General features: G+C 36.0%; 25 protein-coding genes and 1 tRNA gene. 19 read left to right on the forward strand and 7 right to left on the reverse strand.

Annotated elements, in window-relative coordinates; genetic code table 11:
• Nucleotides 1-14: 14 nt before the first annotated feature.
• Nucleotides 15-764, reverse strand: coding sequence for a GntR family transcriptional regulator (locus tag AT683_RS05455; RefSeq protein WP_005687499.1), 750 nt, complete (start codon nt 762-764; stop codon nt 15-17).
• A 160-nt stretch (nt 765-924) separates the two neighbouring features.
• Between AT683_RS05455 and AT683_RS05460 the strand changes: the two genes are divergently transcribed.
• Genes AT683_RS05460 through AT683_RS05495 form a run of 8 tightly spaced genes read left to right on the forward strand, consistent with a single transcriptional unit; the run spans nt 925 to nt 8,664 of the window.
• Nucleotides 925-1,953 (forward strand): zinc-binding dehydrogenase, encoded by a 1,029-nt coding sequence (locus AT683_RS05460; protein ID WP_005667996.1) that lies wholly within the window; start codon nt 925-927, stop codon nt 1,951-1,953.
• A 26-nt stretch (nt 1,954-1,979) separates the two neighbouring features.
• Nucleotides 1,980-2,966 (forward strand): DctP family TRAP transporter solute-binding subunit, encoded by a 987-nt coding sequence (locus AT683_RS05465; RefSeq protein ID WP_005667998.1) that lies wholly within the window; start codon nt 1,980-1,982, stop codon nt 2,964-2,966.
• A 38-nt stretch (nt 2,967-3,004) separates the two neighbouring features.
• A complete protein-coding gene (locus tag AT683_RS05470) occupies nt 3,005-3,502 on the forward strand; it encodes a TRAP transporter small permease (RefSeq protein WP_005693871.1) in 498 nt (165 codons plus the stop codon).
• Between the two features lie 9 nt (nt 3,503-3,511).
• A complete protein-coding gene (locus tag AT683_RS05475) occupies nt 3,512-4,783 on the forward strand; it encodes a TRAP transporter large permease (RefSeq protein ID WP_058222197.1) in 1,272 nt (423 codons plus the stop codon).
• Between the two features lie 19 nt (nt 4,784-4,802).
• The gene (locus AT683_RS05480) at nt 4,803-5,747 is read left to right on the forward strand and encodes a sugar kinase (RefSeq protein WP_038440964.1); all 945 of its coding nucleotides are present in this window, start codon (nt 4,803-4,805) and stop codon (nt 5,745-5,747) included.
• Nucleotides 5,748-5,758: 11 nt separating this feature from the next.
• Nucleotides 5,759-6,604, forward strand: a complete 846-nt coding sequence (locus AT683_RS05485; protein ID WP_058222198.1) for an SDR family oxidoreductase — start codon at nt 5,759-5,761, stop codon at nt 6,602-6,604.
• 9 nt (nt 6,605-6,613) lie between these two features.
• Nucleotides 6,614-8,017, forward strand: coding sequence for a glucuronate isomerase (gene uxaC, locus AT683_RS05490; protein WP_011271795.1), 1,404 nt, complete (start codon nt 6,614-6,616; stop codon nt 8,015-8,017).
• Between the two features lie 8 nt (nt 8,018-8,025).
• Nucleotides 8,026-8,664 (forward strand): bifunctional 4-hydroxy-2-oxoglutarate aldolase/2-dehydro-3-deoxy-phosphogluconate aldolase, encoded by a 639-nt coding sequence (locus AT683_RS05495; protein WP_011271794.1) that lies wholly within the window; start codon nt 8,026-8,028, stop codon nt 8,662-8,664.
• Between the two features lie 52 nt (nt 8,665-8,716).
• Here AT683_RS05495 and AT683_RS05500 read toward each other — a convergent pair whose 3' ends face one another.
• Entirely contained in the window at nt 8,717-9,043 is a 327-nt protein-coding gene (locus tag AT683_RS05500; RefSeq protein ID WP_010868923.1) for a zinc ribbon domain-containing protein YjdM, read from the reverse strand.
• Between the two features lie 102 nt (nt 9,044-9,145).
• On the opposite strand from AT683_RS05500, the gene AT683_RS05505 reads away from it, so the two are divergent.
• Entirely contained in the window at nt 9,146-9,700 is a 555-nt protein-coding gene (locus AT683_RS05505; RefSeq protein WP_005687488.1) for a YtfJ family protein, read from the forward strand.
• Between the two features lie 56 nt (nt 9,701-9,756).
• Here AT683_RS05505 and AT683_RS05510 read toward each other — a convergent pair.
• Nucleotides 9,757-9,846, reverse strand: a tRNA-Ser gene (locus AT683_RS05510).
• A gap of 180 nt (nt 9,847-10,026) precedes the next feature.
• On the opposite strand from AT683_RS05510, the gene AT683_RS05515 reads away from it, so the two are divergent.
• The 5 genes from AT683_RS05515 to AT683_RS05535 are packed head-to-tail and all read left to right on the forward strand — an operon-like array spanning nt 10,027 to nt 14,124.
• On the forward strand, nt 10,027-10,689 hold the full coding sequence (locus AT683_RS05515) for a Bax inhibitor-1/YccA family membrane protein (protein ID WP_005649826.1): 663 nt from the start codon (nt 10,027-10,029) through the stop codon (nt 10,687-10,689).
• Between the two features lie 59 nt (nt 10,690-10,748).
• A complete protein-coding gene (locus AT683_RS05520; RefSeq protein WP_011271793.1) occupies nt 10,749-11,813 on the forward strand; it encodes a YcjF family protein in 1,065 nt (354 codons plus the stop codon).
• On the forward strand, nt 11,813-12,487 hold the full coding sequence (locus AT683_RS05525) for a TIGR01621 family pseudouridine synthase (protein WP_011271792.1): 675 nt from the start codon (nt 11,813-11,815) through the stop codon (nt 12,485-12,487). Before AT683_RS05520 ends, AT683_RS05525 begins: the two co-directional genes overlap by 1 nt.
• Before the next feature lie 47 nt (nt 12,488-12,534).
• Entirely contained in the window at nt 12,535-13,338 is an 804-nt protein-coding gene (gene xthA, locus AT683_RS05530) for an exodeoxyribonuclease III (RefSeq protein ID WP_011271791.1), read from the forward strand.
• 9 nt (nt 13,339-13,347) lie between these two features.
• Nucleotides 13,348-14,124, forward strand: a complete 777-nt coding sequence (locus AT683_RS05535; RefSeq protein WP_005657798.1) for a TIGR01619 family protein — start codon at nt 13,348-13,350, stop codon at nt 14,122-14,124.
• 50 nt (nt 14,125-14,174) lie between these two features.
• On the opposite strand, the gene mreD is transcribed toward AT683_RS05535, so the two are convergent.
• The 4 genes from mreD to AT683_RS05555 all read right to left on the reverse strand — a co-directional run bounded on the left by mreD (nt 14,175) and on the right by AT683_RS05555 (nt 18,761).
• On the reverse strand, nt 14,175-14,663 hold the full coding sequence (mreD, locus tag AT683_RS05540) for a rod shape-determining protein MreD (protein ID WP_005657800.1): 489 nt from the start codon (nt 14,661-14,663) through the stop codon (nt 14,175-14,177).
• Nucleotides 14,663-15,718 carry a rod shape-determining protein MreC gene (gene mreC, locus AT683_RS05545; RefSeq protein WP_058222199.1) on the reverse strand — a complete coding sequence of 352 codons (1,056 nt, stop codon included), beginning with the start codon at nt 15,716-15,718 and terminating at the stop codon, nt 14,663-14,665. Before mreC ends, mreD begins: the two co-directional genes overlap by 1 nt.
• Nucleotides 15,719-15,797: 79 nt before the next feature.
• A complete protein-coding gene (locus tag AT683_RS05550; protein WP_005657804.1) occupies nt 15,798-16,853 on the reverse strand; it encodes a rod shape-determining protein in 1,056 nt (351 codons plus the stop codon).
• Between the two features lie 129 nt (nt 16,854-16,982).
• The gene (locus AT683_RS05555) at nt 16,983-18,761 is read right to left on the reverse strand and encodes an ABC transporter ATP-binding protein/permease (protein ID WP_011271790.1); all 1,779 of its coding nucleotides are present in this window, start codon (nt 18,759-18,761) and stop codon (nt 16,983-16,985) included.
• A gap of 205 nt (nt 18,762-18,966) precedes the next feature.
• On the opposite strand from AT683_RS05555, the gene AT683_RS05560 reads away from it, so the two are divergent.
• The 5 genes from AT683_RS05560 to rodA all read left to right on the forward strand — a co-directional run bounded on the left by AT683_RS05560 (nt 18,967) and on the right by rodA (nt 24,658).
• The gene (locus AT683_RS05560) at nt 18,967-20,622 is read left to right on the forward strand and encodes a putative transporter (protein WP_011271789.1); all 1,656 of its coding nucleotides are present in this window, start codon (nt 18,967-18,969) and stop codon (nt 20,620-20,622) included.
• A 124-nt stretch (nt 20,623-20,746) separates the two neighbouring features.
• Nucleotides 20,747-21,055, forward strand: coding sequence for a ribosome silencing factor (gene rsfS / locus AT683_RS05565; protein ID WP_005635481.1), 309 nt, complete (start codon nt 20,747-20,749; stop codon nt 21,053-21,055).
• A gap of 53 nt (nt 21,056-21,108) precedes the next feature.
• A complete protein-coding gene (rlmH, locus tag AT683_RS05570; RefSeq protein ID WP_005657809.1) occupies nt 21,109-21,576 on the forward strand; it encodes a 23S rRNA (pseudouridine(1915)-N(3))-methyltransferase RlmH in 468 nt (155 codons plus the stop codon).
• Between the two features lie 21 nt (nt 21,577-21,597).
• Nucleotides 21,598-23,553 (forward strand): penicillin-binding protein 2, encoded by a 1,956-nt coding sequence (gene mrdA / locus AT683_RS05575; protein WP_011271788.1) that lies wholly within the window; start codon nt 21,598-21,600, stop codon nt 23,551-23,553.
• Nucleotides 23,543-24,658: a rod shape-determining protein RodA gene (gene rodA / locus AT683_RS05580; protein WP_011271787.1), complete on the forward strand. Its 1,116-nt coding sequence runs from the start codon at nt 23,543-23,545 to the stop codon at nt 24,656-24,658. Before mrdA ends, rodA begins: the two co-directional genes overlap by 11 nt.
• Nucleotides 24,659-24,664 lie beyond the last annotated feature (6 nt).

The raw sequence follows: 24,664 nt of genomic DNA on the forward strand, positions 1-24,664 counted from the left end.
GTTATTACAAGTATTTAGATACCTACAACAACTGGATTTGTATTGAATAGGTATCCATCAAAATGTGGATCTTCTACATCAGATAATTCAAATAATTTTACTTTTACATTTTCTAAGTGTTGCCACATAGCTTTTCTAGCTTCATTAGCATTTTTCTTTTGAATAGCAGATAAAATTGTTTGATGATCTTCTATCCATAAATGATGATAATCATTTTGTAAAATACGAGAATGTAATTGTGCCCACATCGCACTATTAAAGCGATATTGCCACAATTGTTCTTGTAATTTGACTAACACATCATTTTGTGTAATTTCTGCAAGTGCCAAATGAAAATCTTTGTCTGCACTATAGTCATCTTGATTCTGAGTAAGTAATTCTTTCTCTCGATTCAGTATTTGTTTTAAATTTAAAATATCTTTTTTAGTCGCTTGTAACGCTGCGAATTCAGCAATACTACTTTCTAATAGTTGTCTAGCTTGTAAAAGTTCAAATGGACCTACATCTGGTAAATCTGAATGTTCCATATGTATTGATTCGGGGGTTCTTACTACATAAACGCCTGACCCTTTTTTTACCTCTACTAATTTTTCTACTTCTAACATAACCATTGCTTCTCTAACAATAGTTCTACTTACACCAAATTTTTCAGAAATTTCTCGTTCTGTAGGGAGTTTGTCTCCAATGCTATAAATTCCTTGAGAAATATCTTGTTTTAGCAATTGACCGATTCGGGTATATGTTCTATTTACTATATTTTCCATATTTTTCCTTAAATTGGTATTCCAATTTTTTATTTTTGTGATACGGCTCACAAAAATAGATATTTGGTATTCCAAAAAGAGTTTTTATGTTTCATAATCATATCATAGTTAAACATAACAAGTAATTTTATTCTGTCAATGGCATATAAGGAGTCTAAAAATGAAGGAGCGAATCAAAGCAATATGCTTAGAAAAACCAAACAATGTAGTTGTTAAAGAAGTGCCTTATCCCGAGAAAAGTGATAATGATGTACTTATTCAGGTAGAATCAATGGGGATTTGTGGTTCTGATATTGGTGCATATAGAGGAACTAATCCATTAGTAACTTATCCAAGAATACTTGGGCATGAAATTGTAGGGAGAGTAATTGAAAGTGGAATTGGTATGCCGGATAGGGTGAGGGTTGGAGACCGAGTAATTGTTGATCCTTATGTTTTTTGTGGTCAATGCTATCCTTGTTCAATTGGTAGAACCAATTGTTGTGAATCATTAAAGGTAATTGGTGTTCATATTGATGGAGGTATGCAAGAGGTAATTAGACATCCCGCTCATCTTTTAACTAAAGTCCCAGATAACCTACCGATTCATCAATTACCTTTAGCTGAACCTTTAACAATAGCTTTACATGCTTTACATAGAACAACTTTAAAATCAGGGGAACACATAGTAATTATTGGAGCTGGTGCAATTGGATTAATGGCAGCATTAGCAGCGGTTCAATATGGAGCAATCCCAATTTTAGTTGATATATTAGAACAACGTCTTGAGTATGCAAAATCCTTGGGAATTGAACATATTGTAAATCCGCATAAGGAGGATGACATTAAAAGAATTAAGGAAATTACAAGTGGTCGTATGGCAGAAGTTGTTATGGAGGCATCTGGTGCTAATATTTCTATCAAAAATACTCTGCATTATACCTCCTTTGCAGGAAGAATTGCTTTAACAGGATGGCCAAAAACAGAAACTCCATTACCAACAAATTTAATTACCTTTAAAGAATTGAATATTTATGGTTCTAGAACAAGCAAGGGGGAATTTGAGGAGGCATTGGATATGCTTGCTACTAATAAAATTAATGCATCTCATATCATTACTAAGTGTATCAAATTTGAAGAAATTCCTAGTTTTATTTCTGATTTATCTGATCATCCAGAAAATTATTTAAAAATTAATGCAGTTTTCTAAAAAACATAATCAATAAGGAGAAAGTTATGAAGTCAATTAAAAGCTTAGGTAAATTATTACTTGCTTCAAGTATATTGTTTAGTAGCAGTGCATTTGGAAAAACAATTATTAAGTTAGGACATTATAATTCTGATATACATCCATCACATATTGCATTACAGGAATATTTTAAGAAAACAATTGAAAATGAAACAAATCATAGATATGAGATTAGACTTTATCCTAATAATCAACTTGGCGGTGAAGATCAAATTGTAAATGGATTACGTAATGGCACTATAGAAGCAGGTATTACAGGTTTATTATTGCAAAATGTAGATCCTATTTTTGGAGTTTGGGAATGGCCTTATTTATTTAAGGATAATCAAGAGGCTAAAAAAGTATTGGAATCTCCAATCGCAAATAAAATTGGTCAAAAAATGGAGAAGTATGGAATTAAATTACTTGCCTATGGTATGAATGGATTTCGTGTTATTTCATCTAATAAAAAATTAGAGAAATTTGACGATTTTAAAGGTTTACGTTTAAGAGTTCCGCTGAATTCACTTTTTGTTGATTGGGCTAAAGCAATGAATATAAATCCACAAAGCATGCCGCTCAGTGAAGTTTTTACTGCATTAGAACAAAAGGTAATTGATGGTCAAGAAAATCCGTATATGTTAATTAAAGACTCTGGGTTATATGAAGTACAAAAATATATTATCCAAAGTAACCATATTTTCTCTCCAGGATTATTACAAATTAGCTTAAAAACTTGGAATAAAATTCCAAAAGAAGATCAAATTATTTTTGAAAAAGCAGCTAAATTGTATCAAGAGAAAGAGTGGGAATTAGCAATTAAAACAGAATTAGAAGTTAAAGATTATCTAGCTAAACATGGAAATGAAATTATCGTACCAAGTGAAGCATTTAAAAATGACATGGTGAATGCATCTAAGGTGCTTTATGATAGTTTTTATAAAAAATATGATTGGGCTAAGGATGTAGTCCAAAAAATTAACGAAGCTAAATAATTAATAAGATCCCCTATGTTCAATTTTATAAATTGCTCATGGGGGATAAAGAAGGAGCTTGTTTTATGAAAATAGCAAAGTATTTAGACAAAGCATTAGAATATCTTTCTATCTTAGCATTAGTTATTATGATTTCTCTCGTGTTTTTTAATTCTGTCTTGAGGTACTTCTTTGATTCTGGAATTGCATTTTCTGAAGAGTTTTCTAGGATTTGTTTTGTATATATGATTTTCTTTGGGATTATCCTTGTTGCCAAGGATAAAGCTCATCTTACTGTTGATATTATTATTTCTGCGTTACCTGAGCAGTATAGAAAAATAGTCTTAATAGTTGCAAATATATGCGTTCTGATTGCAATGATTTTTATAGCTTATGGTGCATTACAACTGATGTCTTTGACCTATACTCAACAAATGCCAGCTACAGGTATATCTTCATCTTTTTTATATTTAGCTGCTGTTATATCTGCCGTATCTTACTTTTTTATTGTCATGTTTAGCATGATTAAAGATTATAAAGAATCCTCTGATAAATAGGAGCTTATAATGTTACTATTATTTTTGTGTAGTTTATTCTTATTGTTATTTCTTGGTGTACCTGTAGCACTATCAATGCTGTTGAGTGCGAGTATTATGCTATATCATCTTGATATGTTTGATACGCAATTAATTACAGAAAACTTTGTGATGGGAACGAATAATTTTCCTTTGATGGCTATTCCTTTCTTTATGCTTACTGGAGAAATAATGAAGCATGGTGGAATTTCTGAGCGAATCATTAATTTTGCAACAAGTATGGTTGGTCATATTAAAGGTGGTTTAGGTTATGTTGCGATCATTTCTGGGTTGATATTTGCAGGGTTATCTGGTTCTGCGGTAGCGGATACGGCCGCGTTAGGTGCAATACTAATTCCTATGATGATTTCTAAAAAATATGATGGTGCTCGTTCCATAGGATTAATTTGTGCTGCAGGTATTATTTCAGTTGTTATTCCTCCAAGCATTCCTATGATCATTTACGGTATTACTGCTGGAGCATCCATCACTAAATTATTTATGGGGGGAACTGTACCAGGCTTATTAATGGTCGTTGGATTATGGGTTACTTGGAAAATTTTGTATAGAAATAATGATACAAGTCTAGAAAGAAAACAAACTGGCAAAGAAAGATGGGTTGCTTTTAAAAAAGCATTTTGGCCTTTATTATTACCTATCATTATTATTGTGGGATTAAGAGGAGGGATTTTTACTCCAACAGAAGCGGGAGTTGTTGCTGCAATTTATGCTGGCATAGTAAGTATTGCTTATAAAGGCTTAACATTTTCTAAATTAAAAGACGTCTTCATTGGCACCATCAAAACAACATCAATGGTAATGTTTGTTGCTGCATCAGCAATGATATCTGCTTTTGCGATTACAGTTGCTCAAATTCCAACAGAATTAGTCCAAACGATTAAAGGATTAACTGATAGTCCGACAATTTTAATGTTTATTATAATGCTATTTTTATTACTTGTTGGATGTGTAATGGATTTAATTCCTGCGGTATTAATTTTTGTTCCAGTCTTATTACCAGTGTTAAGAGCATATAATATTGATATTGCGTATTTTGGAATCATGATGGTGATTAATTTATCTATAGGATTAATAACACCGCCTGTGGGAACAGTTTTGTATGTAGGCTCAGGGATATCAAAATTAGGGATAGGAGCATTATCCAAAGGAATTGCTCCATTCTTATTTGTGTACGCAATTATTATGATGTTGATCGTATTTTTTCCTGAAATTGTAATTGTTCCAATGAATTGGTTATCTTGATTTATTAGGAAGTTGCATCATGAAAAAAATAGCATTTATCGGCGAGTGTATGATTGAACTCAATGGGAAACCCTTTGCGGAAATGTGGCAAAGTTATGGTGGTGATACCTTAAATTCTGCAACTTATCTTAGTCGAGTAAGTTCATCAAAAGAGATTCAAGTTCATTATGTCTCTGCATTAGGAACTGATAATTTAAGTAAACAAATGCTTAAATATTGGCAAGCTGATGGCATCCAAACAAATTGGGTTTTACAGGATGAACAGCATCAACCAGGTCTTTATCTAATCCAATTAGATGCTCAAGGCGAACGCACGTTCCTTTATTGGCGTAATCAATCTGCAGCACATTATATGGTTCAACATCCGGATTTTGCTAAGGTTATTGCAGAACTTCAGCAAGTTGATGTGATTTATTTAAGTGGTATTTCATTAGCAATCTTACCGAAAAATGACCGCACTTTTTTAATTGAGCAATTATCTTCTTTAGCTAAAAAAGGCGCAGAAATTGTTTTTGATAGTAATTATCGCCCTGCACTTTGGGATTCATTAGAAGAAGCCCAAGATTGTTATTTGCAGCTTTTACCTAGTGTTAATATAGCTTTGGTGACTTTTGATGATGAACAAGCATTATGGAAAGATAAAACATCTAGGGATACTTTAGAACGATTACATAAAATTGGTATACCAAAAGTGATTGTGAAGTGCGGTAAGAATGGTGCTATTTTTTCAGATAGGTATTTATCTCAATATGGGCAAGTGATGACTGAACCTATTTTAAATGTGGTAGATACAACCTCTGCTGGTGATTCTTTTAATGCTGGATTTCTGAACGGTTATTTACGAAATAAACCTCTCGAAACTTGTTGTCAGCAAGGCAATCGTATTGCTGGCATCATCATTCAATATAAAGGTGCGATTATAGATAAAGTCGCAACGTCTCATCTTCAATCTGAATTTAATTAATGGAGTTTACTATGAATATTGCAGCAAACCATAACTTAGAAAATAAACTAATTATAATCACGGGGGCTGGCGGAGTGCTATGTTCATTTCTAGCTAAGCAGTTAGCGTATACTAAAGCTAATATTGCCTTGTTAGATTTGAATTTCGAGGCAGCAGACAAAGCAGCAAAAGAAATTAACCAATCAGGTGGAAAAGCAAAAGCTTATAAAACTAATGTGTTAGAACTTGAAAATATTAAAGAAGTGCGTGATCAAATAGCTATTGATTTTGGCACTTGTGATATTTTAATTAATGGTGCTGGTGGGAATAATCCAAAAGCGACAACAGATAATGAGTTCCATCAATTTGATTTAAATGAAACGACAAGAACATTCTTTGATTTAGATAAATCTGGTATAGAATTTGTATTTAATCTCAATTACTTAGGTTCATTATTACCAACCCAAGTTTTTTCAAAAGATATGCTTGGTAAACAAGGGGCAAATATTATTAATATTTCCAGTATGAATGCCTTTACACCACTTACAAAGATACCTGCTTACTCTGGTACAAAAGCTGCAATCAGTAATTTTACTCAATGGCTTGCTGTATATTTCTCAAAAGTTGGTATTCGTTGTAATGCTATCGCACCAGGATTTTTAGTTAGTAATCAAAACCGCACTTTATTATTTGATACTGAAGGAAAACCAACAGATAGAGCAAATAAAATCCTCACTAACACACCAATGGGACGTTTTGGTGAGTCAGAAGAATTGCTCGGTGCATTACTTTTCTTAATAGATGAAAATTATTCTGCTTTTGTCAATGGCGTAGTTTTACCTGTTGATGGCGGTTTTTCTGCGTATAGTGGAGTATAGGAGGGCAAAATGAAGCAATTTATGGATGAAAATTTCCTTCTTTCAACGGATACAGCAAAAATTCTCTATCATGATTATGCCAAAAATAAACCTATTTTTGATTATCACTGTCATTTAAATCCAAGAGAAGTGGCGGAAAATCGTCAATTTAATGATTTAGCTGAAATTTGGCTAGAGGGTGATCACTACAAATGGCGAGCTTTGCGTACAGCTGGAGTACCAGAAGAATTGATTACAGGGAAGGCTACTAACTATCAAAAATATTTGGCTTGGGCGAAAACAGTCCCCCTTTGTATTGGTAATCCAATTTATCACTGGACACATTTAGAATTACGCCGTCCTTTTGGTATAACCAATATGTTATTTAATCCGCAAAATGCGGAAAAAATTTGGCATCAATGTAATGAAATGTTGCAACAACCTGAATTTTCTGCGCGAGGCATTATGCAGAAAATGAACGTGAAATTAGTGGGGACAACAGATGATCCCATTGATTCTTTGCAATATCATCAAGCAATCAAGAATGATGAAAGTTTTGATATTGATGTTGTACCAAGTTGGCGACCTGATAAAGTATTCAAAATTGAGTTGCCACAATTTAATGACTACCTTGTACAGTTAAGTGAAATTGCAGATGTAGATATTTATACGTTTGCAGATTTAAAAAAAGCGTTGTTAAAACGTCTCGAATATTTTGATGCTCAAGGTTGTAAATCTGCTGATCATGGTATGGAAATTGTCCGTTTTTCAGCTATTCCAGATGAATCAGTATTGAATAGTATTTTACAAAAACGTTTGCAAAATCAACCGCTCTTGGAAGAAGAAGTTGCTCAATTTAGTACTGCAATTTTAGTCTGGTTGGCTTCGGAATATTGTAAACGTCACTGGGTAATGCAAATGCATATTGGTGCAATACGTAACAATAATAGTCGAATGTTTGCTTTACTCGGTGCAGATAGTGGCTTTGATTCCATTGGTGATCGAACTTATGCATATCCCCTCTCTCGTTTGTTAGATGCAATGGATAAGGAAAATCAACTGCCTAAAACTATTTTATATTGCTTAAATCCTCGAGATAATGAAATGATCGCTAGTATGATCGGAAACTTTCAAGGCGATGGTATTGCAGGGAAAATACAGTTTGGTTCTGGATGGTGGTTTAACGATCAAAAAGACGGAATGGAACGTCAGTTACAACAGCTTTCTCAATTAGGGTTACTCAGTCAATTTGTTGGAATGCTAACTGATTCACGTAGTTTTTTATCTTACACTCGCCATGAGTATTTCCGCCGTATTTTGTGTGAAATGATTGGTGGATGGGTTGAAAAAGGTGAAGCTCCAAATGACATTTCATTACTGGGTAAAATGATTGAAGATATTTGTTTCAACAATGCAAAAAATTATTTTAAATAGGGAAAATTATGTCATACACAACTCAACAAATTATTGAAAAACTTCGTGAACTCAAAATTGTGCCTGTAATTGCGTTGGATAATGCAGACGATATTTTGCCGCTAGCAGATACGTTGGCTAAAAATGGTTTACCTGTGGCAGAGATTACTTTTCGCTCTGAAGCAGCGGCAGATGCGATCCGTTTGTTGCGTGCAAATAGACCTGACTTTTTAATTGCTGCCGGTACAGTTTTAACTGCGGAACAAGTAGTTTTAGCTAAAAGTAGTGGGGCGGATTTTGTGGTAACACCAGGATTTAATCCAAAAATTGTGAAATTATGTCAAGATTTAAATTTTCCAATAACACCAGGGGTGAATAATCCTATGGCAATTGAAATTGCATTAGAAATGGGAATTTCGGCGGTAAAATTTTTCCCTGCAGAGGCTTCAGGCGGAGTGAAAATGATTAAAGCATTGCTCGGTCCTTATGCTCAATTACAGATAATGCCGACTGGTGGTATAGGGCTTCATAACATAAGGGATTATCTTGCTATTCCTAATATTGTTGCTTGTGGAGGCTCTTGGTTTGTGGAGAAAAAATTGATTCAATCCAAAAATTGGGATGAAATTGGACGATTAGTCAGAGAAGTGATTGAGATTATTAAATAAATTTATTTCTTTAAAGTGCAAAGTGCGGTCTATTTAGACCGCGTTTTTTCGATTAAGCCTTTTTCAAAAACTCAGATTTCAACATGATTTTGCCGCAATCGACATTATGATCGCCATTTACTAAGCGGATGTTTTTGAATTTTGTACCTTTTTTCAATACTTCTGATGAACCTTTTAATTTTAAATCTTTAATCAAAAGTACATTGTCGCCTTCTGCAAGCAAATTCCCATTGCTGTCTTTTACGATTAGTTGATCGTCATCTGATTCTTGAATTTCATTATTATCCCATTCATTACCGCAATCAGGGCAAACAAAATTAATTGAATCGTGGTAAACGTATTCACTTTGACATTTTGGGCAATTAGGCATTTGATCCATTGGGTTTTCCTTCTTGATTACATATAATAGGCGCACGAGTATAGCAAAAAGATGTCTTTCGCCAAAGCGTGAAAGTTTTTGATAAATTTTTGAGGAAAATGTATGAAAAAACAAATTCTTGCCTTAGTTTGTGGCGTAATGTTTAGTAGTTCAACTTGGGCACACAATTTGCAATTAGAGCAATCTTTACCAGCAGTGCAAGTAACGGAGTACGGTGAAATTGTGCTTTCAGGAAAAGATACTGCGTTTCAACCTTGGGGTTCTGCGGAATTAGCGGGTAAAGTGCGTGTTGTTCATCATTTAGCGGGTAGAACGGCTGCAAAAGAGAAAAATCAGTCGATGATTGATGCGATAAAAGCATCCCATTTTAATCCTGTAAAATACCAAACAACCACTATTATTAATGCGGATGATGCGATTGTTGGTACAGGTATGTTTGTAAAAAATAGTGCACAAAAAGGCAAACAGGAAAATCCACATAGTCAAGTTGTGTTAGATGATAAAAGTGCGGTAAAAAATGCTTGGGGATTAAATTCTAAAGATAGTGCAATTATCGTGTTAGACAAAACGGGAAAAGTAAAATTTGTGAAAGAAGGAAAATTGTTTGATAGCGATATTCAGACTGTTATTTCACTAGTGAATGGATTGACCAAATAACGTAATACAAAGTAAAAATCCCTAAGCCGTGTGACTTAGGGATTTCTTAATTCTGATGGCGGAGGAATAGGGATTCGAACCCTAGGAGGGCGTAAACCCTCGCCGGTTTTCAAGACCGGTGCCTTCAACCACTCGACCATTCCTCCGTGATTGATGGGCGTAGTATAATGAATATTTTATTGATGTAAATAGAAATTTGATGATTTAACTTTAGATGATGATAATTTATTCATTTTGATGAAATTAATTCCATTAATACCATTGACTTTTTTATCCCTAGCCCTTACTTTACAGAAGACTTTTTATTTATTTTACAAGGAGCTTTTATGCAATCACGTCTTATTGTGGATGCTCAAAAAGAATCGTTACTCAGCACACATAAAGTGTTGCGTAACACGTATTTTTTACTGGGATTAACAATGGCTTTTTCAGCGGTTGTTGCGTTTATTTCAATGAGCTTAAACTTGCCTTATCCAAATATTATTGTGTTACTAGTGGGTTTTTATGGCTTACTTTTCTTAACCAATAAATTAGCTGATCGCCCTGCTGGTATTTTGGCGGCCTTTGCTTTCACTGGATTTATGGGATACACCATCGGGCCAATTTTAAATATGTATGTGGCACGTGGAATGGAAGATTTGATTATGCTTGCATTCGCAGGAACTGCTATCGTATTTTTTGCGTGTTCCGCTTATGTATTGACTACGAAAAAAGATATGTCATTTTTATCAAGCGCAATGTTCGCATTATTTATTGTGTTATTGCTTGGTATGGTGGCGAGTTTCTTCTTCCAAATTCCTGCGTTATCGGTCGCAATTAGTGCATTATTTGTAGTGTTCTCAACAATGACCATTTTGTATGAAACCAGTAATATTATTCACGGTGGAGAAACAAATTACATTCGCGCAACCGTGAACATCTATGTTTCAATCTACAATTTATTCTTGAGTTTATTAAGATTACTTTCTATCTTTTCAAGTGATGAATAATGATTGAATTTTGACTTTATGACCCCACTATTTAGTGGGGTTATTTTTTGGAATAGGCAATGGAAAAACAAATTTTTGAACATTCAGTTAATGTAGAGGAAGAACACTATCAGCCCAAGCAAGAATTCCATAATATGGAAGCAAAGCTAGATGAAGCGTTGGATGGAGAGTTACTTGATGCTCAACTTGAACAAGCATTGAAACCAAAATCCAGTTTTAGAAAAACTTTATTAAAATTTACCGCACTTTTATTTGGCTTGGCGACGGTTGCACAATCCATGCAGTGGATTTGGGATAGCTATCAACAACATCAATGGATTTATCTTGCTTTTGCTTTAGTCAGTTTGATTATCATTTTATTGGGGATTAAAGAGATTATTGGCGAGTGGCGACGTTTAGTTCGTTTAAAAAAACGTGAGCAATGGCAACAACAAAGTCAGCAGATTTGGTTAGAAAGTGCGGTAAAAAATGGCGATGTTTTTTCCGTTCATAACGCAGAAAAAAGTAAAATTCTTTGCTTAGATATTGCAGAATCTTTAGGTTTGGAAAATGATTCTCCAGCGGTAATTCAATGGCAACACCAATTAAATGAAGCTTATTCGGCGCAAGAAATTGCTCATTTATTCAGTCGTCATGTTTTGTCTTCTTTTGATGCACAAGCTAAAAAATTGATTAGTAAAATGGCAGCTGAATCAGCTGTGATTGTCGCGATTAGTCCACTTGCTGTAGTGGATATGTTTTTTATCGCGTGGCGCAATCTTCGATTAATGAATAAGATTGCTGAAATTTATGGGATTGAATTAGGGTATTTTTCACGTATTAGATTGTTAAGAATGGTATTGGTCAATATCGCTTTTGCTGGAGCAACCGAAGTGGCACAAGATATTGGAATGGATTGGCTTTCTCAAGATGTGACAGCAAAATTATCTACACGTATCGCTCAAGGAATTGGTGTGGGATTACTCACTGCTAGATTAGGCGTGAAAGCAATGGAACTTTGTCGTCCGTTAGCATTTCAATTAAACGAAAAACCAAAACTCTCACATATTCAACAGGAATTACTTAGTTCGGTAAAAGATATTGTTCTCGGTAAAAATAAAATTTACAAAAAGGAGCAAATCTGATGGAAATCGAGGTTGTTTATCAACATAGCGATTTTATTATTATCAACAAGTCTGAGGGTATTAGCGTTCATAAAGATCAAGAAGAGCAAGGCTTAACAGAACTTGTTGCAAAACAACTGAATGTGCCTAAAGTATGGTTGGTTCATCGCTTAGATAAAGTAACTTCAGGTTTGTTAATTCTGGCGTTAAATGCTGAAAGTGCGGCTGAATTTTCACGACTTTTTTCTGAACATAAAATACATAAAACGTATCTGGCATTAAGTAACCAAAAGCCTAAAAAGAAACAAGGTTTGATTATCGGGGATATGAAGAAATCCCGAGAGGGTGCATGGAAACTTTGTCAAACCAAAGAAAATCCAGCAATTACACGTTTTGCAAGTGTAAGCTGTGAACCTAATTTACGTTTATTTATTTTAAAACCACAAACGGGGAAAACGCATCAATTACGTGTTGCGATGAAAAGTTTAGGTAGCCCGATTTTAGGCGATGGGCTTTATGGTAAAAACACAGAAAAAATTGACCGCACTTATTTGCACGCTACTCAATTGGAATTTGATTATCTAAATGATTTTATTTCGGTCACTTGTTTACCTTCTCAAGGTCAATTTTGGATTAAGCCTACAGTATTTGAGCAAATTCAGGTTTATCTGACAAAGCCGTTTTTATCAAAATAGAAATCTCTGTATAATAAAGCCAATTTCACTCTTTAATAGGAACAAAAATGAAATTTATTTCTTTCAATATAAATGGGTTACGTGCTCGCCCACATCAACTTGAAGCCATTATTGAAAAATATCAGCCAGATGTGATTGGCTTACAGGAAATTAAAGTTGCTGACGAGGCTTTTCCCTATGAAATTACAGAAAACTTAGGTTATCACGTATTTCATCATGGTCAGAAAGGTCATTATGGAGTAGCATTATTGACTAAACAAGAACCTAAAGTGATTCGTCGTGGTTTTCCAACTGACAATGAAGATGCACAAAAACGCATTATTATGGCTGATCTGGAAACTGAATTTGGTTTATTGACCGTCATTAATGGCTATTTCCCACAGGGGGAAAGCCGTGCGCACGAGACTAAATTTCCAGCTAAAGAGAAATTTTATGCAGATCTTCAACAGTATTTAGAAAAAGAACACGACAGATCTAATCCGATTTTAATTATGGGCGATATGAATATTAGCCCAAGTGATTTAGATATTGGTATCGGAGATGAAAATCGTAAACGTTGGTTACGCACAGGTAAATGTTCTTTCTTACCTGAAGAAAGAGCGTGGTATCAACGTTTGTATGATTATGGATTAGAAGATAGTTTTCGTAAGCTGAACCCAACAGCAAATGATAAATTCTCGTGGTTTGATTACCGTTCTAAAGGTTTTGATGATAATCGAGGTTTACGAATTGATCATATTTTGATAAGCCAAAAATTAGCTGAACGATGTGTCGATGTGGGCATTGCATTAGATATTCGAGCAATGGAAAAACCGTCTGATCACGCACCGATTTGGGCTGAATTTAAATAGGAAAGCGAAATGGATATGGCAAATTGGCAGAATTATCGTTCTACTGTGAATGGTATGCCTGCCGTGTTTACCGCAAATATTGAAGATGTTGAAAAATATCACGGTAAAGGTCTCGATAAAATAGTGCAGTTTACTATTGATTATCAGGCTGATGATGAAACGGGTTTACCCTCAGAAGTTGAATACGATAAGTTAATTAACCGTGTATTTAAAATTTTGACACAACTAACCGCACTTCCAAATGTATTTTTTGCGGGGCATTTTATTTGTAATTCTCAAATAAAAATACATTTTTATTGTAAGCACGAAAATCTTATTGTAGAAACTTTACAGCAAATTGATTTTGTTAAAGATATTAATGTGCAAAAGGATTTAATTTGGGATACTTATTTTGACTTTTTGCTCGCTTCTCCATTGGAGATTAAGTTAAATGCAACGGAAGAATTGCTTGATTTATTAAAAAGTAAAGGTCGTAATTTAAGTGATACCTATTTAGTAGAGCATAGTTTTCATTTTGATGAAGAGCAGAAAATGTTCCCTTTTATGGATGAGCTTAGTTTAGGGGATTATTCTTTCACGACATTACAATATTCTGCACAAGCGATTCAGTTTAATGAAGATGACGAACCTTATTTCTTGGTAAAATTAGAGCAAGAAATTTCATTAGAAAATAGCGAAATTTTTGAACAAGTAGAACGTTTTGAAAAATTGGCTGAACAATTTTCGGGAGAGTATATCGGTTGGGAATGTGATTCTTTACTGGATAGCAATAAGCCATTGAATTAGGTGTTTGAAACATTCATAAATCATAAAAAAGAGAGAGTTATCTCTCTTTTTTAATGTAATTTAACTTTTCTGCGTATTTTGCGCATTAATAAAAATACCCACGGCCATAGTAAACCAGAAGCGAATGCGCCTAAGATGGCTTGCCAATGAAAAAAGGCAGTATGGAGTGAAAATTCAACTAAGAAAATAAGTAATCTTATAATGAAGACGAAAAGTACAACCAATAAACTTTGGAACCAAAGTGATAAATTTCGCAGAATTAAATAGTTTTTGGCAATGATGTACATGCTCGTAGAAAGTACGAGAGCGTGAACGCCTAATGTAGAGCCTAATATTAAATCCCAAGTTAATCCGAGTAAAAATGACCAGCCTATACTTACTTTATTGGGAATAGCTAATACCCAATAAAGTAATACAAGTACAAGCCACGCAGGCTTTAGCATTTGGAAACCAACTGGCCAAGGTGCAAGTTCTAATACAAAGGCAATAACAAAGAAGCTTAAAATAGTGAACCATTGTAAAATAAATCGTGTTTGCATTAGTCTTCTATCCTTTCTTCTTGCTGTTCTATGGGAAGATCTTCTTCATTTTGAAGAAAATCTGTTGGAATATCTGGTTCAATAATGGTTTTTTCTTCATTTTCTAGAAAGTCTTTTTCTGTTAAGGGTGTTTTTTTCACTCTATAATTTGCTTCATTAGCTTGGCTTTCTAAACGTTTTTGCACCAGATTGCGAACTTCTTCTGGCGACATTGATTTTACTTTTGATATATCTAGGTTACTTGGCCAAAGTAAAAGTACATAACGTAAACGTTCTAATAAAGCTAAAGGTTTAGCTTTAACTATTGCAAAGTAATTAGAGCTATCACGCGAAACGCTTTGTACAACAGCTACGGGATAGCCTTCAAGAAAACGTCCACCAAGCCCAGAGGTTACGAGAAGATCGCCTTTTTCTATATCAACGGAACGAGGCACGTTATCGAGGCTTAGTTCATCGGTATGCCCAGTCCCACTCGCAATAACACGAACATCATTGCGTAGAACTTGCACTGGAATTGAGTGTGTTACGTCTGTGAGTAGCAGTACTCGGCTAGTATTTTCGCCCACGGAAATAATTTGTCCAATGACGCCTTTTTCATCAATGACAGGCTGACCTATATAAGCACCGTCTTTTTTGCCTTGATTAATAACAATTTGTTGGCGATAAATATCTGTTTCTGCAGTAAGAACTTCGGCAATTTTTTTGTATTCATCGGTTCTTAACGGAGAATTTAATAAAAGACGTAATCGCTGATTTTCAACTTTGAGTTGATCAAGTAAAAGTAAATCTGCATTTTTTTCCAAAAGCTGTTGGCGTAGTACTTTGTTTTCAATTTGTAATTTATTGGTATCAACAAGATTTTCTGAAATGCCATCTAAGATGCTTCTAGGGCTATTTGCAAGATAATATAAACCGCCTATTGCTGTTTCCATTGCACTACGTGCTTTCGTTATTGAGCTATTACGTCCATCAGCTAAAATTAAGGCAATAGATGCAAAGATAGCGATAAGCAGACGAATACCTAGGGGAGGGGCTTTGCCGAAAATGGGTTTCATTAAACTTTCTCTTGTTGAATGAAAAAAATGAAAGGAAAAGTGCGGTTATTTTTAACCGCACTTTTTGTTCATATTCTAATTAAATTTCATCACTAAAAATATCGCCGCCGTGCATATCGATCATTTCTAATGCTTCGCCACCACCACGAGCAACACAGGTTAATGGATCTTCTGCGATGATAACAGGGACACCAGATTCTTTAGAAAGTAAAATATCAATATTACGTAATAAAGCACCGCCACCAGTTAATACCATACCACGTTCGAAAATGTCTGCTGCGTGTTCTGGTTGGCATTCTTCAAGTGCGGTTCGAACCGCTGCTACAATACCGTTTAATGGTTGTTGAATGGCTTCTAGGACATCACGTGATGTTAAAGTAAATGAACGTGGCGCACCTTCGGCTAAATTATGTCCGTGTACTTCCATTTCTTTAATTTCGTCACCTTCTTGAATATAAGCAGAACCAATTTCTTGTTTGATGCGTTCGGCGGTAGGTTCTCCGATAACCGAGCCAAAAGTGCGGCGAACATAAGAAATAATCGCCTCGTCGAAACGGTCACCACCGATACGCACGGAAGAAGAATATACGATACCATTTAAGGAAATTACAGCCACTTCTGTCGTACCACCACCGATATCAATTACCATAGAACCAACTGCAGTAGAAACGGGTAATTTAGCCCCAATTGCAGCTGCCATTGGTTCTTCAATTAAATATACTTCACGCGCACCAGCACCGATTGCTGATTCTTTAATTGCGCGGCGTTCTACTTGTGTTGCACCAGCTGGCACACATACTAATACACGCGGGCTTGGACGCATAAAATTACCGCTATGAACTTGTTTGATAAAGTATTGCAACATTTTTTCTGTCACAAAAAAGTCTGCAATAACGCCATCTTTCATCGGACGAATTGCTACAATACTTTTGGGAGTACGACCTAACATTAATTTAGCTTCTTTACCCACAGCTGCAATGCTTTTTAATGTGCCTACGCGATCTTGACGAATCGCAACAACAGAGGGTTCATCAAGTACAATACCTTGTCTTTTGACATAAATTAAAGTATTAGCTGTGCCTAAATCAATAGAAAGATCGTTTGAAAACAACCCACGAATTTTTTTAAATAACATAATTATACCGTTTAAAATGAAAGTTAGTTTTGTTTGACAAAAAATAGAAAATGACTTTGTCAAACATACAAAAAATTGCACTAAATGTATCAAAAAAAGCGTTGCGATTACAGTGTTTTTTAGCGTTTTTTATAGCACTTGCCATTGCCCTTTGTCTTGCAGAATTAACTGTTGTTGATGTAAGGTTTTAAGGGTTGAACGGTGTCCCACACTGATGATTGTCGTTTGTGGTAGTTCTTGTTGTAACAATTGATACATCGAAAATTCTAAACCTTCATCCATACTAGCTGTGGCTTCATCTAAAAATGCCACCGCTGGTTTGTGTAGAATTAATCGTGCAAACGCCAAACGCTGTTGTTCGCCAAGAGAAAGAATACGCGTCCAGTCTTGTTCTTTTTCTAATTGTTCAGCCAAATGTCCTAATTGTACTTTATTTAATATTTCTACAGCTTGTGTATGTGAAATATTGTCAGCGTTATTTGGATAAGCTAATGCTGACATTAAATTTCCTTGTGGCACATACGGCTTTTGTGACAAGAAAAGCTGATTGTGCGTAGGGCAATTTATTTCCCCCTCGGCATAGCTCCAAAGCCCCGCAATGGTGCGTAAAAGCGTGGTTTTTCCTGCTCCAGATTTTCCTTGAATAAGCAAACTTGTTCCTTGCGGTAAGGTAATGTTTAGATGTTTAATTAGTGTATGACCTAATGGATTTTGAATACTTAAATTTTTGAAAATCACATCTGTTGGATGATTGTGGATCTGTGTTTGTGATTTATTATTTGCTTTTTCAATGGCATAACAGAACCCAGTTAAACGATCTAGCGTTGCTTTATAGCTTGCAAAATTATCATAAGTATTGCGGAAGAAGGAAAGATTTGCGTGTAACTGACCAAATACTTGTAAGGTTTGCATTAGATCGCCAAGTTTTATTTGTTTTTCAAAGTAACGTCCAACTTGAATTAACAATGGAAAAACCACGGAAATTTGGCTTACGACTAAGTTAAATCCTGAAAATTTTAGTGTTCTAAATACAATAATCCACATATTATGAATGACGGCATTGAACTGCTGATAAAGCTGATTTTTTTCGACTTTTTCGCCCGCATAAAAAGCAATGCTTTCGGCATATTCTTTTATTCGAATTAAAGAATAACGATAGTTTGCGTTTAGGAGTTCATTAATAAAATTCAAGGATATTAATGGACGACCGAGCCAAAATGCGATGAGGGTTGTGAAGATGACATAACCAAACACTAAAAATACCATCATATGCGGAATTTCCACGCCAAGTACCATCATTGGACCTGCTAATCCCCATAATAAAATCGTATAAGAGATCATAGAGGTTACCGCATCAATGACACCAGTGCTTAAAGAAAGCGTGGTTTTTACATAAGATTGCACATCTTGTTGAATACGTTGATCGGGGTTATCAAGATTTTCTGATAAATATTGTGTTTTGTAATAGGCACGATGTGCCATCCATTTATCAACAAGCTGTTCGTTAAGCCATTCAATCCAGTTGATGACGAAACGTTGCTCTAAATAATAGCTTACTAATGCTGCTGAAACAGAACTTGCGGCAATGACACAGAACAAGCCCATTTGTTGCCAAAATACATGTTCATTAAATTCTTGCAATGATGTGTACATATTTTTGTACCACTCAGAATGTACAAGGCTGATACGTACGCTAAGTAGCGTCATTGCAACAATAAGTAGAAAGAATAAGATAGGTTTAATGCTACGTTTAGGCGAAAGATAACCACCTGCAAACATCCAAAATTGTCTTCCCCATTGAGTAAAACGCACCAAAAGAAAAATGCCAAAACTAAAGACGACTGAGGTGATGGCTAGCGTTTGTAAAATCCAAATAAGAGAAGTAATGGCTTCTTGGCTGTAATCCATAAATATTCCATCCGAGATAAAAGTGCGGTGAAAAATAACCGCACTTTTTGTAAAAGGGTCAAAAATTTTCGGTATTGTAGAGTCTATGCTCAATTTCGCAAGAAAAAATGTGACGAACGTATCATTTTTTGAGTTTGGTTAAGGTTTTCAAAAAGTAACTTGGATATAATCCAAAGGAGTTAAATTTCATTTTTAAGGGGTCAATATGAGTGATATTGCGATCACGATTAGCCTTCTTGCCCTCGTCGCCGTAATCGGCTTATGGATCGGGCATTGGAAGATCCGCGGGGTTGGGCTTGGCATTGGTGGCGTGCTGTTTGGCGGCATTATTGTTGCCCATTTCACTAATCAATATGGCTTGAAACTGGATGCGCATACGCTGCATTTTGTGCAAGAATTTGGTTTAATTTTATTTGTTTATACTATTGGTATTCAGGTGGGGCCGGGCTTTTTTTCTTCTTTACGAAAATCTGGTTTAAAGCTAAATGCCTTTGCCATTTTGATTATTGTGCTGGGGTCAATTGCCGTGGTTCTTGTACATAAAATTGCGGATGTTCCACTGGATATTGCCTTAGGTATTTATTCTGGTGCTGTTACTAATACGCCAGCGTTGGGGGCAGGGCAGCAAATTTTAGCAGAATTAGGGGTGCCTCAAACCACTGTGACTATGGGGGTGTCTTATGCAATGGCTTATCCATTCGGGATTTGCGGTATTTTGCTTGCAATGTGGTTAATCCGCTTATTTTTTAAAGTCAAAGTGGACGATGAAGCGGCACGTTTTAATGCGGAGAGCAGTCAAGATAAAGAAAGTTTACATAATATTTCTTTAAAAGTGACGAACCAAAATTTAGATGGTCTGACGTTAATTCAAATTCCTGGATTTAGTGATGAAGAAGTCGTATGTTCACGTTTAAAACGCGATGATATGGAAATTGTTCCAAAGGCAAGTACTGAAATTCGTATCAACGATATTTTGCAATTAGTGGGCGATGATAATTCGCTTGCCAAAATGCGTTTAATTATCGGATACGAAGTTGATGCACCAACTGTTGCCTATAGTGGCGAAATTCGTTCTGAGCGTGTGGTGGTAACGAATGAAAAAGTATTAGGCAAAAAGATCCGTGCCTTAGGCATTCATCAAAAATATGGGGTTGTGATTTCACGTTTAAATCGTGCAGGGATTGAGTTAGTTCCAACGGGAAATACCACACTGCAATTTGGCGATGTGCTACATATGGTCGGACGCAGTGATGTACTAAATCAGGCTATTTCAGTCATTGGTAATGCACAACAAAAATTGCTTCAAGTGCAAATGTTACCTGTGTTTATCGGCATTGGTTTAGGAGTACTCGTTGGTTCGATTCCATTCTATATTCCAGGTTTCCCTGTTGCGTTAAAATTAGGGCTTGCTGGCGGGCCATTGGTGGTTGCGTTAATCTTAGCGAGAATTGGCACGATTGGTAAACTTTACTGGTTTATGCCGCCTAGTGCTAACTTGGCGTTACGCGAAATTGGGATTGTTCTTTTCTTGGCTGTGGTCGGTTTAAAATCAGGCGGAAGTTTCTTTGATACTTTAGTGAATGGTTCGGGACTTGAATGGATGGGATACGGTATTTTTATCACCTTTATTCCATTAATGATTACCGGTATTTTGGCTCGTCTATATGGCAAACTGAATTACCTTACAATCTGTGGTTTACTTGCAGGTTCAATGACGGATCCTCCCGCTTTAGCATTTGCTAATGAAATTAAAGAAGATAACGGTGCTGCAGCACTTTCTTATGCCACTGTGTATCCGTTAGTGATGTTCTTGCGAATAATGTCGCCACAGTTATTGGCAGTGTTATTATGGGCAGCATAGTAAAAATAATTTCAATTTAGACATAAAAAGCGCGGTTAATTTCGCGCTTATTTTTTGCGTGGATTTTGCGCAAGAGGGTATTCAATGATAGAATTCCGCACTTTTATTGCTAAGTGAGAACAAAATGGCGTTAGTTGAATTTTTGATGGAAACCTTAGATGGGTTAAAGGGAACAGATATTGTACATTTTGATGTACGTGGAAAATCATCGATTACGGATAATATGATTATTTGCACGGGTACATCGAGCCGCCAAGTTTCTGCAATGGCAGATAATTTAATTACAGAATGTAAAAAAGCAGGTTTTGAAACTTTTGGTGAAGAGGGTAAAAATACTGCAGATTGGATTGTAGTGGATCTTGGTCAAGCTATCGTACATATCATGCAACGTGACGCCCGTGAAATGTATCAATTAGAGAAACTTTGGGCGTAAATATTAGTAAAGTGCGGTGAAAAATAACCGCACTTTTTAGATAAGGATGACTTGTGAAAATCACGTTAATTGCTGTTGGAACAAAAATGCCTTCTTGGGTTACAACGGGTTTTGAGGAATATCAACGCCGTTTCCCAAAAGATATGCCTTTTGAACTGATTGAAATCCCAGCAGGTAAGCGTGGAAAAAATGCTGATATTAAACGTATTTTAGAGCAAGAAGGTAAGGCGATGTTAGCTGCCTGTGGAAAAGGCAAAGTTGTGACGTTAGATATTCCTGGTAAACCTTGGACGACACCGCAGCTAGCCGAGCAATTAGAAGCGTGGAAAAATGATGGTTGCGATGTTTGTTTGTTGATTGGTGGGCCTGAGGGGCTTTCGCCAGAATGTAAAGCCGCTGCAGAGCAAAGTTGGTCGCTTTCGCCATTGACATTACCTCACCCACTTGTTCGTGTTGTAGTGGCTGAAAGTTTGTATCGCGCGTGGTCGCTCACTACTAATCATCCTTATCATCGAGAATAATACATCCTTATTTTTAGCCAGATGAATTTAAAAAAATTTTTCAATACGCCAACTCATGAGCCGTTCCGCGATAAAAAAGCGGAGCGTAACCTTTTTGCACGCCGAACGTTAGTGGCTTTTTTGGGGATTTTGCTACTAACAGGTGTTTTATTCACCAATATTTATCAGCTACAGATTGTTAATTTCGATACTTACCGAACGCGTTCTAATGGTAACCGAATTAAATTATTACCTTTACCGCCAACGCGTGGCTTAATCTATGATCGTTACGGTAAATTATTAGCCGAAAATCTTACTTTTTTTGGTTTATACATTGTGCCGGAAAAAACTGAAAATTTAGACCGCACTTTAGATGAATTACGCTACATTGTGGGATTGACGGATAACGATATTGAACATTTTAAAAAAGAACGTCTCCGCGGAACGCGTTATACACCGATTTTATTAAAGCCGAATTTAACAGAAGAACAAATTTCACGCTTTGCGGTAAATGGCTACCAATACCCGAGTTTAGAGGTACGTCCTTATTTCAAACGCCATTATTTATATGGCGAAACAATGGCGCATATTTTGGGCTATGTAGGTAAAATGAATGATAAAGATGTAGAACGTTTGAAACGAGAGGATAAATTTGCGAATTATGCGGGGACGAACGATATTGGAAAATTGGGTATTGAACGTTATTACGAGGATATACTGCAAGGTACCACGGGTTTTGAAGAAGTAGAAATTAATAATCGCGGCAAAGTAATCCGTACTTTGCGTAGCCGACCTGCTGTGGCGGGAAAAAGTATTCATTTAACTATTGATTTAGCATTACAGCGTTATATTACTGAACTTTTATCGGGACTAAAAGGTGCTGTAGTTGTGCTTGATCCGAAAGATAGTAGTGTATTAGCGATGGTATCTACACCAAGTTATGACAATAATTTATTTGTTGATGGTATTTCCTCCGAAGATTATAAACGTTTATTAAATGATCCTGCTCGTCCGCTTTATAGTCGTGCGACACAAGGTGCGTATCCGCCCGCTTCAACAGTCAAACCTTTTATTGCAGTAGCCGCACAAACTGAAAATGTGATTACACCAAACACAACGATTTTTGATCCGGGATATTGGGTATTACCTAACTCCACAAAACGTTTTCGTGATTGGAAAAAAACAGGCCACGGAGATACGGATTTGAATAAAGCGATTACTGAATCCTCTGATACTTATTTTTATCAAGTGGCTTATAATATGGGTATTGATCGTCTTTCTAATTGGATGAAGGATTTTGGTTTTGGTATGCCAACGGGGATTGAAATTCAAGAAGAAACGGCTGCCAATATGCCAACTCGAGAATGGAAACAAAAACGCTATAAACGCCCTTGGGTACAAGGCGATACGATTTCGGTTGGGATTGGTCAAGGTTATTGGACGGCAACACCACTACAAGTAGCAAAAGCAACGACGATATTGGTCAATAATGGCAAAGTAAATACGCCGCATTTGATGAAAGCAATTGAGGGGGCAGTTCTAGAGCCTTATGAAGATCCGTTAATTTATCCTGATATTAGTACACCTAAAGTGACGGCTTGGGAGGCAGCGAAACGCGGTATGTACAATGTTGTTAATGCTGCAAATGGAACTGGGCGAAAAGCCTTTGCAGATGCCAATTATCGTGTTGCAGGAAAATCTGGTACTGCTCAAGTGTTTAGTTTAAAAGAAAATGAAAAATACAATGCGGTGGGATTGAAAAAAGAATTGCATGATCACGCATGGTTTACCGCATATGCGCCTTATGAAAACCCTAGATTGGTTGTGACAGTGATTTTAGAAAATGCAGGTGGTGGTTCAAGTAATGCCGCACCGTTAGCGCGTAAAGTGATGGATTACTATTTAAATCAGCGTTTACCACAAGTTGAAAAATATAATGTACCTATTCAGCAAAAAAAAGATTTGTCACAAGAGAGCGAACAAATAAATGGAAGATAAAATCCCTTTTTGGTTGCGTGTTTGGCAACGTTTGCATATTGATTTTTGGCTGTTTATCGGACTTCTTGCAATAACGGCTTATGGTATGCTGGTGTTATATAGTGCATCAGGTGCCAGTGAAATGATGTTTAATAACCGAATTATTCAGGTTTTACTTGGATTTATTGTTATGTTGTTAATGGCTCAATTTCCACCAAGATTTTACCAACGCATCGCACCTTATCTTTATTTAATTGGTTTTGTGTTGTTGATCTTAGTAGATGCTATTGGCACGACAAGTAAAGGTGCGCAGCGTTGGCTTGATCTGGGATTTATTCGTTTTCAACCCTCTGAAATTGTAAAACTTGCTGTGCCATTAATGGTGGCGGTGTATTTAGGTAATCGTCCGCTTCCACCTAAATTAAGTGAAACATTTATAGCGATTGCAATGATTCTACTGCCAACATTGCTTGTGGCGATTCAGCCTGATTTAGGCACAGCAATTTTGGTCAGTGCGTCAGGTTTATTTGTCGTGTTTTTAGCAGGAATGAGCTGGTGGCTTATTTTAGCTGCAGTGATTGGCTTAGCTGGATTTATTCCGATCATGTGGTTATATCTAATGCACGATTATCAACGCACTCGCGTTCTCACATTATTGGACCCAGAAAAAGATCCTCTCGGTGCTGGCTATCATATTTTACAATCAAAGATTGCGATTGGTTCTGGTGGATTAAGCGGAAAAGGCTGGATGCAGGGGACTCAATCACAATTAGAATTTTTGCCCGAACCTCATACAGATTTTATTTTTGCGGTAATGGGTGAAGAGCACGGAATGATTGGTTTTTTGATTTTAATGGCGATTTACTTGTTTATTATTGTGCGAGGTTTAATGATTGCCGTAAATGCTCAAACTTCTTTTGGGCGTATTCTTGCTGGTGCAACAACATTAATTTTCTTTGTTTATGTATTTGTGAATATTGGAATGGTAAGCGGAATTTTGCCTGTTGTGGGTGTGCCATTACCTTTATTTAGTTATGGTGGTACCTCTTATGTTGCGATTATGGCAAGTTTTGGTTTACTGATGTCTATTCATACGCATAAAAGTCAATTTATGAAAAGGAGCTAATTTCAT

Origin of the sequence: Haemophilus influenzae (assembly GCF_001457655.1) — a bacterium.
Lineage (GTDB): Bacteria > Pseudomonadota > Gammaproteobacteria > Enterobacterales > Pasteurellaceae > Haemophilus > Haemophilus influenzae.